This is a genomic window from Plasticicumulans acidivorans, from assembly GCF_003182095.1.
GTDB classification, from domain to species: Bacteria; Pseudomonadota; Gammaproteobacteria; order Competibacterales; family Competibacteraceae; genus Plasticicumulans; species Plasticicumulans acidivorans.
On sequence record NZ_QGTJ01000012.1, the window covers coordinates 55,844 to 69,186 of the forward strand.

Here is a 13,343-nt window from a genome sequence, read left to right on the forward strand (position 1 = left end):
GCCCGCATCGCGACGGACCAAGCCGTCGCGCTCAACGCTCGATCGAGTAGATCAGATCGCCGCCGGTCGCGCTGCCGGTGCTGCGGGTCTCGACCGACAGGGTTTTCGTCAGTTTGTAGCGCAGCAGGAAGGTCGCCGCCGGCTCGAACAGCCCGACGCCGTAGCTGACGTAGAGATCGGGTGTCAGGTATTTGCCGAGCATCACCGAAGTGCCGGAAACCCCCTCGCCACCACTGTTTTCCAGCGACAGGCGGTCGAGGCCCAGCGCTTTGCCGATGCTGTCACCGATGCCGCTGGTTTGACCTGCGCCGAGCAGCGCCGCCGCCCGCATCAGCGCACCGGACTCCTCGGACTGCGGCGCGCGGCCGAACACCAGATACGACAGGATGCTGGCATCCGGCATCGACGGTTCCGAGAACAGCTTGAGCTGCGGCCGCTGTGCCGAGCCGCTGATGCGGGCGCCGGCGGTGACCTCGTCGATGGTGCGTGCCACGCGCAGATCGAGCACCGGGTTGTTCACCGGCCCGCCGGAGAACAGCAGGCGGCCGCGCTCGATGGTCAGGTCCTGGCCGTAGACGCGGTATTCGCCTTCTTCGACGTTGATGCTGCCGGTGGCGCGTGGTGCGAGCGGAGGCGTCTGTTCGACCAGGAGACTGCCGTCGAGGCGAGCCTTGAAGCCGGGAGTGACGACGCGGACGTCGTTGCCGAGGATCACCCGCAGGCGGGCTTCGATGGCCAGCGGCGTTGCATTCGCTTCCTCGCGCCCGCTGATGTGCACGTCGGCCGAGGCGCTGACGCCGCCGCTGCTCTTCGGCGGTGAGACCAGCGCCTGCGGTACGCGGAGTTCGCCGCCGATCTGCAATTTGCCATCGGCCAGATGTGCTTCGAGGTCCGGGCTGATGCGGGCCTGCAGCTCGTTGGAGCCGGCTGCCTGGAAGTCGTTGCCGCGCAGCGCCAGGCGCAGGCGTTGCCCAGCCGGTTGCCAGCCGCCGCTCAGGTTCAGCTGCCCGCCGCCGGAGCGCGCGCCGCCATCGAACAGCAGGCCGCCTTTACCATCACCATTGGCGCTGAAATGCAGATCCTCGATCTTCAGACCGAGCCCGGGGACTTCGACGCCGGCATTCGTGAGAGCGGCACGGCCGCGCAGCGCCGGAGCGCGAACCGCGCCACCGAGCGTCAGGTCGGCATCGACGCGGCCCTGCGGCGCCGCGATCGCCGGCACCAGGGCCGACAGGATCGACAGCTGGGTGAAGCGCGCCTGTATGCGACCGCCGAGCTGGGCTGCGGCGTCGAGCGCCGACAGTCGCAGCTGCGCATCGAGGCCATCGCCGCTGCCGAAGCCGACGTGGGCTTTGAGGTTGGCCTGCTGGCCGTCGCTGCGGGCTTCGAGACGGGCATCAAGCGGCAGCTGCACCGGAGCGGCGCTCGCCTCGTAGCGCAGACGGCCGGGAGCCAGTCGTGCATCGACGCTGCCGCCGGCAAAGTTGCCGTTGGCAGCGAGGCGGGCCTCGGCATCCAGCGACGCGACCGATTCCACCAGCAGATCGGGCGGCAGGACGGGCTTGAGGCGGGCAAGGGCGAAGTCGTTGAGTTTGAGTTTGACGGTGCCACCCGCCGCAGCACTCCACTGGCCCTCGCTGCACAGGCGTGCCGGGGCGCTGAGTAGGCACAGGCGTGCCAGTTCCGCGCTGTCGCGTCCGGCGCGCAGGGCGACGGCACTGGCCAGGCGCCAGTCGCCGAAGTCGGCGTTGTGCAATTCCAGCCGCGTGATGCGTCCGCGCCAGTCCTGCGCCTCGATGCCACCGTTCAGCGCCAGAGCCAGCGTCAGCGGCTCGCCCTGCAGCGACAGCTCGGCGCGGTGGCTGGCCGCCGTGCCCTCACCATGCAGGCCCAAGGTGCTGAAGCGTTGTCCGCTCAGTTCCAGATCGGCGCCATCGAGCGCCAGCGTCGAGCGTTCGCGGCCGGCCGCGTCGACGTCGGCGTCGATGGTTAGCCGATCGAGATGGCCGCCGTTCCAGCCGAGCTGGGTGGCGCGGGTCTTCAGCGTCAACCGGGGCGTCGCGCGCGGGCCGTCGAGGCGGCCGCCGGCCTCGACATGGCCGCGCATGCCGGGCACGGTGCCGGCGAGCTCAGGGGCTTTCAGTGACCAGCCGAGATCCCAGCGCTGCGCGAGCTTGCCACCGGCCTGCAACTGGATCTGCCCCCACTGCAGGCGCAGCTCGTCGAGGTCGAGGTTTTCACCGTCGAGCTTGACGCGGGCACCACCGTCGAGCTTCTGGCCGTTGAGGGTGCCGGCCAGGCGCTGCAGCGCGAGCGACAGCTGCGGCGTGCCATCGATGACGCGGCCCTCGGTGTCGAGTGCGAAGCCGATGCGCCCCGGCCACTCGGCGCGGAAGCGGCCGGGATCGAGGCGCTCGCCGCTGAGTTTGGCCTGCCACTGCACCTGTGGTGCCCACTGCGCGTCGGCCTGGCCGTCGATACGGCCATCGAGCAGCTCGCCGGCGAGTGTTTCCAGGTGCACGCCGCTGTCCGTACCCTGGCCGGCGAGTTGCCAGCGGCCGGCAGGAATGTCGGGGCCGCGGGCTTCGAGTTCGGCACTGAAGTGGTAATCCTGCGGCGTGCCGGTCGCCGACAGTTTGCCGCGCGGGCTTTCTATGGTCGCCGGCGCCTGCAGCGGCCAGGCGAGGTTCTGCCAGTCGCCCTGTGCCGAGAAGGCCTGCGTTGCCACCGTGAATTCGCCGGCGAGTGCCAGACGGATGCGCTCGTCGGCGGAGCGGGCGCTCAGCGAATCAAGGCGGGCGTGCTCACTGTCGCCGCTGGCGCGCAGGGCCACCTGCAGCTTGCCGGCGCTGGCTTCGAGCAGCTCGGCGTCGAGTGTGGCGTGGTAATCCTGCAGGCTGCCGCTGAGGCTGAGCCGGCCCTGCGGGCTGGCGATCAGTGGCTCGGCATTCAGTGGCCAGGCCAGCGCGCGCCAGCGGGCGGACAGCTCGGTGCTTGGTTCGGTGAAATGCACATCGCCCTGAGCATCGAGCTGCAGCGGCGTGTCGCCGCGGCGCAGCTGCAGTTGCGCGATATGCGCCTTGCCGGTATCGCCTCGGGCATCGAGCGCGATGCTGAACGGCACATCACCCAGCTCTGGCAGCAGCGTCTGCAGGGCGGCACGGCTGCTCAGCTGTGCCTGCCAGCGGGCGCTGCCGAGGACATCGTCGAGCTGTGCGCTCAATGTGCTGTCGGCTGCGCCCCGGGTGCTTGCTTCGGCCTGCAGACGATCGAGATCGCCCTTGAGCTGCACGGTGGCATCGAGTGGCGCACCAAGCGGCGTGCTGCTGAGCCGGGCCTGCAGCGTCAGGTCGAGCGGCCAGCGGCCGGCGGGCTGCACGTGGCCCTTGAGGGCGGCGGTGAGTGCGTAGTCCGGCAGGTCGACGTCCAGCGTGGCGAGCTGCAGACCGTCGGCGCCGGCATTGGCGCTGAGGCGCGCCTGCTGTACGCGGATCGGGGCGGCGGCATGCGGTGTGATGCTGATGTCGTCGAGCGCCAGCTCACCGACTTCGAGCGCCAGCGGCAGGTGGATGTCGGGCAGACCGGGCGTGCCCGGTTCGCTGGTCGCGGGTTCCGACGCGGGAGCGGAGGGCGGCAGCGCGAGCTGCAGCCCTTGCAGCGCCAGGCGGTCGACGCGCAGCAGGCCGTGCAGCAACTGCCGCGGGCTCCAGTCGAGTTCGAAGCGCGCGAGCGCGGCGTGCAGCTCGCCGTCACGATAGTCGAGCTGATGAATGCGCAGGGCGCCGAGCAGGTGGCCGGAGACTTCGCCGACCTGCAGTGTGCCCGGCGCGTAGCGCTCGCCGAGGCGCACCAGCGTGCGCACGCCGGCTTCGCTGCCGAGCAGCCAGCCGGCGGTGGCCAGCAGCAGGAGCAGCGGGACCAGCACGGCGGCGAGCGCGATCAGCAGGCGGCGCTTCACAGGTCGGGACCGAGCGTGAAGTGAATGCGGAAGGCGTCGCCCGGATCATCGAAGCCGTGGGCGAGGTCGAGGCGGATCGGGCCGATCGGCGAGGCCCAGCGCAGGCCGATACCGGCGCCGATCTTCAGGCTCATCGAGTCGTTGAAGGCGTCGCCGGCATCGACGAAGCTCGCCACGCTCCAGTCGCCGACCACGCGATGTTCGTACTCGACGCTGCCGACGACGGTGTTCTTGCCGCCGATGACGTCGCCCTTGGCGTTGCGGGGACCGATCGATTCATAGGCGTAGCCACGCACGCTGTTGTCGCCGCCGGCGTAGAAGCGGATCGAGGTCGGCAGGCGTTCGAGGTCCGAGGTCCAGGTGGTGCCGGCATCGAGGCGGACCAGCAGCCGGGCGTCATCGCCGAGCGGCTGGACACGCTTGGCGCCGGCGCTGAACTGCGCGAACGACAGATCGGAGAGCAGCGGCTCGGCAGCGCCGCGCAGCTTGAAGGTCAGGCGGTCGCCGCGTTTGACGTTGAGTTTGTCGTCGGCGTGCAGGCGCGTGAAGCTGAGCGAGGGGATCAGCAGGGCGACGGTTTCGGTATCGCCGTTGTCCTGGCGGAAGCGCTCGACCTGCTCGTCGAGCGCGACGATGCGCTGCCAGGCGCTGGTCAGCTGCACCTGCTTGCTGATGCCGATCACCGCCGTCTGCGACCACTTGGTCGAGGAGTTTTCATAGTCGGCACCGGCGCGTATGGCCACCTGTTCGGTGCGCGGGTCGTTGCCGGGAATCACATATTCGGCCGACAGGGTTGACTTGATCGTCGAGACGCGCAGATCGCTGTTGATCTTGTGGCCGAGCGAGTTGACCCAGCGGTCCTGATAGCCGATGCGCCCGCGCGGGCCGGTGTCGGTGCCGTAACCGAGGCCGAAGTCGTAGCGCTTGCGCTTGCGCGGCTCCAGGCGCACGTCGATCGGCACCACGTCGCCATCGGCGCGATCGGGGCCGGCGTCGAGTTCGACGGTACTGAAGTAGTCGGCATCGTTGAGCGCTGACTGCAGGTCGATCAGCGCCGCGGCGTCATAGGGATCGCCCGGTTTGATGCGGTTGTAGCGGCGCAGCAGTGAATCCTTGAGGAAGTCCTGGCGAAAACTCAGTTCGCCGAAACGGTAGCGGCGGCCGCTGTCGAGATGGAAATGCACGTCGGCAGCGCCGGCGTCCGGGTCGACGATGACCTCGGCGCGCTCGATGCGCGCCTCGAAGTAGCCGCGCTCGGTGGCCAGGCCCTGCAGCGCACTTTTCAGGTCTTCCCAGGCGCTGTGCTCGAATACCGCGCCGGCGTGCAGCGCCTGACGGTCGAGCAGGGCGGCAAAGGGGGCGTCCTGCGCGGCCGCGCCGCTGATGACCACGTCGAAATCACGCACCCGCACCGGCTGGCCGGCATCGATGCGGTAGACGGCGCGCCAGCCGCCGTCGTCACTGCGCTGGAGTTCGGCGTCGATCTGCGGGCTGTAGTAGCCGAACGGCTCCAGCGCGGCGTGGATCTCGGCCGTCGCCTGTGCGTGCAGCCAGTGCACGCGGGCGTCGGTCGGCAGCGGTTTGCCGACTGCTGATTCAATGTCGAGGAAGGCCTCGACGTTGTGGCGCAGGCGCTCGTCGTCGAGGCCGTCGATTTCGACGACCACGCCCGGCGCGGCCTGCGCGGCGGCGCTGAACATCAGCGCCGCCAGCAGCCAGCCGGACAGAGGCAGACGGGCGCTTGCGCCGACCCTCACTCAGCGCCCTCGATGCGGGCACGCACGGCGGCGGTCAGGGCCTCGGCACTCAGTCCGCTGCCTTCCAGCGCCTGCTCACTGGCGGCCGGTGCGACGTAGTGCGCGAGCTGCTGTTCGAGCACGGCGAGGTCGGCTTCGGCAGCATCGTGACCACTGGCGTGACGGGCGGCGACGCGTTCGCGCAGCGTCTGCGGGTCGGCCGTGCAGGCGAGCAGCACGAAAGGCACGTTGCATTCCGCTGCCAGTTCCCGAAACGGCGTGCGCTGCCAGTCCTGCGGGAAGGTCGCGTCGACCAGCACCGGGTAGCCGAGGCCGAGCAGTCGCGCGGCGAGTTCGAGCATGCGCTCGTAGGTGAGGGTGCTGGCTTCGGCGGTATAGATGCCGCCGGCCACCGCCGAGTGGCTGTCATCGAGCGGGCCGAGGCCGAACAGACGCTTGCGCACGACGTCGGAGCGCAGGCGGATCGCCGCGAAGGCTTCGAGCAGCACGCCGGTCAGCGTCGACTTGCCGGAGCCGGAGACACCGTGGGTGATCAGCAGGAAGGGCGGGCGTGGCGCGGTGAAACGCTGCGCCAGTGCCAGGTACTCGCGGGCTTCGGCGAGCAGCGCCGCGGCGGCCTGCGGCGAGTGGCCGGGTTGTGCCAGGCGGATGCCGGCGACCTTGGCGCGCACCATCGCGCGGTAGACCAGGTAGAACGGCAGCACTTCGAGCGCGTCGTAGTCGCCGCTGAACTCCAGCCAGACATTGAGCAGGCGGTGCGCGTAGGCCGGGGCGCCGCGCTGTTCGAGATCCATCAGCACGAAAGCGAGGTCGGCGGTGACGTCGATCCAGCGGAAGGCATCGTTGAACTCGATGCAGTCGAAGATCGTGACCTCGTCGCCGGCGAGGATCATGTTGCCCAGGTGCAGGTCGCCGTGGCACTCGCGGATGCGGCCCTCGGCCTTGCGCCGGCGCAAGGCCGGCTGGATGCGTTCGAGTTCGGCGCGCGTCCAGGTTTCGAGGCGGTCGAGTGCCGCCTGATCCTGCGCAGCGGGCAGCAGTTCGCGGCTGTGGCGGAAGTTTTCGAGCGCCGGGTCGGCGGCGGACTGCGGTGTACCGAAGGCGGAGTCATCACCGGCAACGGCGATGCCGGCGTGGAACTGCGCCAGCCGGCGGCCGATGGCATCGATGTGGCGCGGCTGCAGGCGACCGTCGGCGAGGACACGGTCGAGCAGATCCTCCTGGCGGAAGCGGCGCATACGCACCGCCCATTCAATGGCATCCTGTGCATCGCCGCCGATCTGCGGGTTTTCCGCACTGCCGCAGATCGGGATACAATCCAGATAAATGTCCGGCGCCAGACGGCGGTTCAGTCGCACTTCCTCCTCGCAGAAGTACCGGCGGCGGGAGAGTTCGCTGAAGTCGAGAAAGCCCAGATTCAGCGGCTTCTTGATCTTGTAAGCGTACTCACCGGCGAGGAACACGTAGGAAATATGTGTTTCCAGCCGGTCCACGGTGGTGACCTGCGGATAGAGTCCGGGTGCCATCATGGCCGCAGCCAGTGTGTCGATGGGGGAGTTCGCTTGCGTTGTCACGCCTCTTTGTCCTTGGCCGAATGCAGGCGCACAGGATAGGCCAGCAGCCGTCCCCCAACCAACCGCCGCGTCCTGCGCGGTGGCGCTCGTTTCCTCTATCAGATGGCCCGAACCCCTAAACGTCGTCCCCCCAAACGCCCCAGCTTCGTGCGCGGCATTTTTCACCTGATCGGTCTCGTCCTGCTCGGCGGCGTCGTCATCGGTGCCGTGGCGCTGTACAGCTATGCGAGCCATCTCGATGGCGTCATCCGCACGCAGTTCGAGGGCAAGCGCTGGGCGCTGCCAGCGCGCGTCTACGCCAGTCCGCTCGAAGCCTTCGCCGGCATGAATCTCAAGCCCGGCCAGTTCGCAACCGAACTCAACGCCTTGCTCTACCGGGAAACCAGCGCCGATGAAGGCCCCGGTACCGTCGTGCGCCGCGGCGACAGCTTCGAGCTGACCACCCGCGGCTTCGCCTTCTGGGATGGCACCGAGTCGCCGCGGCACCTGCGCGTGAGTTTCGACGGCAGCAAGCTGAGCAGCATCGAAGCCCTCGACGGCCAGCCGGCCCCCGGCCTGCTGCGTCTGGAGCCGATCGAGATCGCCGGTATTTATCCGGCCCATCACGAAGACCGCATCCTGGTGCGGCGCAGCGACCTGCCGCAGGGCCTGGTCGATGCGCTGACGGCGATCGAGGACCGTTCGTTCTTCGAGCATTTCGGCATCGACTTCAAGGGCGTGATCCGTGCCACGGTGGTCAACATGCGTGCCGGGCGCACCGTGCAGGGCGCGAGCACGCTGACCCAGCAGCTGGTGAAGAACTTCTTCCTCAGCAGCGAGCGCACCTTCAGCCGCAAGCTCAACGAAATGCTGATGGCGGTGCTGATCGAGTGGCATTACTCGAAAGACGAGATCCTCGAAGCCTATTCCAACGAGATCTACCTCGGTCAGGACGGTGCGCGTGCCGTGCACGGCTTCGGGCTCGCTGCGCGTTTCTACTTCGACCGCCCGCTCGGCGAGCTCGAACTGCCGCAGATGGCGCTGCTCGCCGGTCTGGTCAAGGGGCCGTCCTACTATGATCCGCGCCGGCATCCCGAGCGCGCGCTGGAGCGGCGCAATCTGGTGCTCGATGCGATGGCCGAGCAGGGCAAGCTCACGCCCGGGCAGCTGGCGGCAGCGAAAGCCGCACCGCTCGGCGTCAGCGAGCGTGGGCAGAGTGGCGGCCTGACGCGCTATCCGATCTTCATCGATCTGGTGCAGCGGCAGCTGCGCGAGAGCTATCGCGAGGAAGACCTGACCAGCGAGGGGCTGCGCATCTTCACCACGCTCGACCCGCGCGTGCAGGCCGACGCCGAAGATTCGATCGTCTCGATGCTGCCGCAGCTCGAAAAGAGCCGGCGCATGAAGGCCGATACGCTGCAGGGTGCGGCGGTGGTGGTGCGTCCGGACAACGGTGAAGTGATGGCTCTGGTCGGCGGTCGCGACGTGCGCCTGGCCGGCTTCAACCGCATTCTCGACGCCCGCCGCCCGGCCGGGTCACTGCTCAAGCCGGCGGTCTATCTGGCCGCGCTGGAAGATCCGCAGCAGTTCACGCTGGCGACCTCGATTCCCGATCAGCCGTTCACCTGGCACCTGCCGGGCGGTGGCGGCGACTGGTCGCCGCGCAATTACGAGAAGAACTTCCGCGGCCGGGTGATCCTGCGCTACGCGCTGGCGCACTCCATGAACGTGCCGACGGCCTGGATCGCCAAGCAGATCGGCATGGATAGGGTCGTCGACATCCTGCATCGGCTCGGCGCACGGCAGGACCTCAAGCCCTATCCCGCACTGGTGCTCGGGGCGGCGGACCTGTCGCCGTTCGAGATCGCGCAGATGTACCAGACGCTGGCGAGCGGCGGTTATCGCGCACCGCTGCGGGCGATTCGCGAGGTCACCGCGCAGGATGGCAAGCCGCTGACGCGCTATCCGCTGGAGATCGAGCAGGTGGTGCAGCCGGGGCCGGCCTATCTGGTGGTCAACGCCATGCAGGCGGTGGTGCGCGAAGGCACGGCCACCGCCGTCTACCGCACGCTCGACCGCAAGCTCAACCTCGCGGGCAAGACCGGTACCACCGACGACCTGCGTGATTCCTGGTTCGGTGGCTTCAGCGGCAATCTGATGACGCTGGTCTGGGTCGGCCGCGACGACAACCGGCCGACCGGGCTGACCGGCGCCAACGGCGCGCTGCGCGTCTGGATCGACATGATGAATAAATTCAATCTTGAGCCGGTGGAGATGGCGCAGCCGCAGGACGTGCAGATGGCCAGCATCGATCCCGGCAGCGGCGGGTTGGCCGATGGCAACTGCGGGCGGGCGCTGTCGCTGCCGTTCATCAGCGGCAGTGCGCCGCGGGCACTGGCCCCCTGCCACGCCGGCTATGTCCCGCCTGAAGGGTATGATGCAGCGCCGGGCGATGCGGGCGACGGTACCGAAGCACCCGCAGCGCAAGAACCCCGTTCCCGTGAAAAACCGGCGGAACCGGCACCCGCGACCGACTCCATTGGTGACTTCTTCAAGAGACTGATGCAATGACGATGCCCGCCCTGCGTCGCACGCGGCTGCTGACGCCGCTGTTCCTGCTGCTGATGGTCGGCTGCGCCGCGCCTTCGCCTTTCGGTGCGCCGGTCGAGGACCGCACCCGGGCCCCGGCGGCGCGCACGCCGGTGCGCCAGAGCGCGCCGGTGGTCGAGGTGCAGCCGCTCGAACGGCCTGAGCCGTTCGCCAACGATGGCGGCGCGCCACTCAATGCCCAGCCGCTCAACAGCCAGCCGCTGCCGGCACAGCCGGCGCCGCCACCGAGCAATCAGGCTGCGGTGAATGCGCCGAGTGATACACCCGCGGCACCCGCTCCGAGTCCGGCGCCAGCACCGGCGCCAGCGCGTCCGGCCGCTCCGCCGGCGGAGATCAGCCGGCAGGGCAACACCGCGGTCGTTGCGCTGCTCGATTCAGCGGCCGGCTATGTGCAGAGCGGTGATCTCGACAAGGCCGCGGCTTCGCTCGAACGCGCGCAGCGTATCGAGCCGCGCAATCCGTCGATCCTCTACGACCTGGCGCAGGTGCGCGCGCATCAGGGGCAGTACGCGCAGTCCGAAGCGATGGCCAGCAAGGCGATCGGCATGGCCGGCGGCGACAAGGCCCTGCAGGCGAAAGCCTGGCGGCTGATCGCCGCGGTGCGCCGTGCCGGTGGCAACGCCGCCGGTGGCGACGCCGCCGAGGCGCAGGCCGCGACGCTCGGACAGTGAGTCCAGGTCACGGCGGCGTACAGCCTGCGCCGCCGTGACCGTGCGCCTGCACGCATGGAGATTTCCGAGTTTTTTGCCAGTGATGGCCCGCTTGCCCGTCACATCCCCGGCTACGCGCCGCGCGCGCAGCAGCAGTCGATGGCTGAGGCCGTCGAGCGGGCGATTGCCGACAGCGGCACGCTGATCGTCGAGGCCGGCACCGGCACCGGCAAGACCTTCGCCTACCTGCTGCCGGCGCTGAGCTCGGGGTGCCGGGTGATCGTGTCCACCGGCACCCGCGCGCTGCAGGACCAGCTGTTCCACAAGGATCTGCCGGTGGTGCGGGCCGCGCTTGGCATCGCCGTCAAGGTCGCGCTGCTCAAAGGCCGCGCCAACTACCTGTGCCTGTGGCGCATGGCGGCGGCGGAAGCCGGCGGGCGTTTTCGTTCGCGCGAACTGGCGGCGGCGTTCGTGCGCATCCGCCAGTGGGCGGCCTTCACCCGCAGCGGCGACATCGCCGAGGTGGAGGACGTCGCCGAGGACTCGCCGCTGTGGCCGCAGGTGACCTCGACCGCCGACAACTGCCTCGGTAGCGAATGCCCGCAGTTCCAGGACTGCTTCGTCGTCCGCGCACGCCGCGAGGCGCAGGAAGCCGAGCTGCTGGTCATCAACCATCATCTGTTCTTCGCCGACATGGCGATCAAGGAAGAGGGTTTTGCCGAGCTGCTGCCGGGCGCCGACGCCGTGGTGTTCGACGAGGCCCACCAGCTGCCCGAAGTCGCCAGCACGTTTTTCGGCCTCAGCCTGTCCAGCCGCCAGCTGAGCGAGCTGGCCCGCGACACCATGGTCGAGCAGGGCCGCGATGCCCGCGATTTTCCCGATCTGGCCGAACGCGCCGCGAGCTTTGAGGAGCGCGTGGTGCGCCTGCGCCAGGCCTTCGGCGAAGAAAGCCGGCGCGCGCCGTGGCACGAGGTCGCCGAGCTGCCGGAGCTCACCGAGGCGGTGGCGGCGGTCGCCGGTGCCTTCGCCACGCTGATCGCGGCGCTGCAGGAGGCCGCTCCGCGCGGCAAGGGGCTGGAAAACTGCCATGCCCGTGCCCTCGAACTGTGCCAGCGCTTCACCCAGCTGACGCAGCCGCCCGAGGCCGACACGGTGCACTGGTTCGAAACCCATGCGCGCAGCGTCACGTTGAGCCAGACGCCGCTCGACATTGCACCGACCTTCCGCGGCCGCATGAACCTCTACCGCAGCGCCTGGATCTTCACTTCGGCGACGCTGGCGGTCGGCGAGGGCTTCGGGCATTTCTCGCAGCGCCTCGGCCTGCCGGCCGACAGTGAAAAGCTCAAGCTCGATAGCCCGTTCGACTATCGCCGTCACGCCGTGCTCTACCACCCGCCGGATCTGCCCGATCCGGCCTCGGCGGGTTACACCGCGGCGCTGGTCGAGGCGATCCTGCCGGTGCTCGATGCCTCGCGCGGCCGTGCCTTCCTGCTGTTCACCAGCTACCGCGCGCTCAACGAGGCGGCGGCGCTGCTGCGCGATCGCTGCACGCATCCGCTGCTGCTGCAGGGCTCGCTGCCGAAGGCGGCGCTGCTCGCGCGCTTCCGCCAGCTCGGCAACGCCGTGCTGCTCGGCACGTCGAGTTTCTGGGAAGGCGTCGACGTGCGCGGCGAGGCGCTGTCCTGCGTGGTCATCGACAAGCTGCCGTTTTCCAGCCCCGGCGATCCGGTGCTGTCGGCGCGTATCGAGGCGATGAAGCGTGCCGGCGGCAATCCGTTCATCGAATACCAGATTCCGCACGCGGTGATCACCCTCAAGCAGGGCGTCGGCCGGCTGATCCGCGACGTCGACGATCGCGGCGTGCTGGTGCTCGCCGATCCGCGCCTGCTGAGCAAACCCTACGGCAAGCTGTTCCTCGACAGCCTGCCGCCGATGACGCGTACCCGCCAGAGCGAGCGGGTGCGCCGTTTCTTTGCCTGGGTCGACGCCGTACCTGTGCCCCCTGCCGGCTGAGGCCGCTTTCTGGAAGTCACCGTGAATCTGCTTGCCATCGACACCGCCACCGAAGCCTGCTCGGCCGCCCTCGACTGTGACGGCCGGCTGCTCGAACGCTACGAGCTGGCCCCGCGCCAGCACACGCGGCTGATCCTGCCGATGATCGAAGCGCTGCTCGCCGAAGCCGGCCTCGGTTTCACACAGCTCGACGCCATCGCCTTCGGCCGCGGTCCGGGTGCCTTCGTCGGTCTGCGCATCGCCGCCAGCATCGCCCAGGGGCTGGCTTTCGCCGGTGATCTGCCGGTGGCGCCGGTATCGACGCTGGCCGCGCTGGCGCGGCTGGCCTGGCGCGAACGCGGCGAGTCGCGCGTGCTGGCGGCGCTCGATGCGCGCATGGGCGAAATTTATGCGGGCGCCTACTGCATCGCGGACGACGGTGCGCCCGTAAGCCTCTGTGAGGAACGCGTCCTGCCGCCGGCGGCGCTGGCGGTTGCGGGCGCCTGGTTTGGTGTCGGCAGCGGCTGGGACACCTACGCCGAATCGCTCGCGGCCACGCTGGACTGTCGCGGCTGGCTCCCTGCCGCGATGCCGCGCGCCGCTGATATCGCCGTGCTCGGCCGGCAGGCGATCCTGCGCGGCGAGGGCGTGGCGGCGGAGCTGGCACAGCCGGTGTACCTGCGCGACGAGGTCGCCAAGAAGCTCGCCGAGCAGCGCCGTGGCTGAGTGGCTGGCATCGCCGCGGCGGGGCGCGTTAGCATGGTCGGGACATAACCATCCCGGGCTCGACCCGGTAGCCAAACGCCCCCGAAGCAGGGGCGTT

7 protein-coding genes are annotated in these 13,343 nt (G+C 69.3%); 4 read left to right on the forward strand and 3 right to left on the reverse strand.

Annotated features, from left to right (window positions below; translation table 11 throughout):
* Positions 1 to 31 precede the first annotated feature (31 nt).
* From C7443_RS17090 to C7443_RS17100, 3 genes are read right to left on the reverse strand one after another with little or no spacing between them, the layout of a single operon-like run.
* Positions 32 to 3,958 carry a translocation/assembly module TamB domain-containing protein gene (locus C7443_RS17090; protein WP_110019874.1) on the reverse strand — a complete coding sequence of 1,309 codons (3,927 nt, stop codon included), beginning with the start codon at positions 3,956 to 3,958 and terminating at the stop codon, positions 32 to 34.
* Positions 3,955 to 5,715 carry an autotransporter assembly complex protein TamA gene (locus C7443_RS17095; protein ID WP_110019875.1) on the reverse strand — a complete coding sequence of 587 codons (1,761 nt, stop codon included), beginning with the start codon at positions 5,713 to 5,715 and terminating at the stop codon, positions 3,955 to 3,957. Before C7443_RS17095 ends, C7443_RS17090 begins: the two co-directional genes overlap by 4 nt.
* Positions 5,712 to 7,289 carry a bifunctional aminoglycoside phosphotransferase/ATP-binding protein gene (locus C7443_RS17100; RefSeq protein WP_146213334.1) on the reverse strand — a complete coding sequence of 526 codons (1,578 nt, stop codon included), beginning with the start codon at positions 7,287 to 7,289 and terminating at the stop codon, positions 5,712 to 5,714. Before C7443_RS17100 ends, C7443_RS17095 begins: the two co-directional genes overlap by 4 nt.
* A gap of 147 nt (positions 7,290 to 7,436) precedes the next feature.
* Between C7443_RS17100 and mrcB the strand changes: the two genes are divergently transcribed.
* Genes mrcB through tsaB form a run of 4 tightly spaced genes read left to right on the forward strand, consistent with a single transcriptional unit; the run spans position 7,437 to position 13,246 of the window.
* Entirely contained in the window at positions 7,437 to 9,839 is a 2,403-nt protein-coding gene (mrcB, locus tag C7443_RS17105; protein ID WP_246004697.1) for a penicillin-binding protein 1B, read from the forward strand.
* Complete coding sequence (locus tag C7443_RS17110) at positions 9,836 to 10,549, forward strand: tetratricopeptide repeat protein (protein WP_110019881.1); 714 nt, start codon at positions 9,836 to 9,838, stop codon at positions 10,547 to 10,549. Before mrcB ends, C7443_RS17110 begins: the two co-directional genes overlap by 4 nt.
* Before the next feature lie 54 nt (positions 10,550 to 10,603).
* Positions 10,604 to 12,541 (forward strand): DNA repair helicase YoaA, encoded by a 1,938-nt coding sequence (gene yoaA, locus C7443_RS17115; RefSeq protein WP_110019882.1) that lies wholly within the window; start codon positions 10,604 to 10,606, stop codon positions 12,539 to 12,541.
* Positions 12,542 to 12,562: 21 nt separating this feature from the next.
* Entirely contained in the window at positions 12,563 to 13,246 is a 684-nt protein-coding gene (tsaB, locus tag C7443_RS17120) for a tRNA (adenosine(37)-N6)-threonylcarbamoyltransferase complex dimerization subunit type 1 TsaB (protein ID WP_110019884.1), read from the forward strand.
* The last annotated feature ends 97 nt before the right edge of the window (positions 13,247 to 13,343 follow it).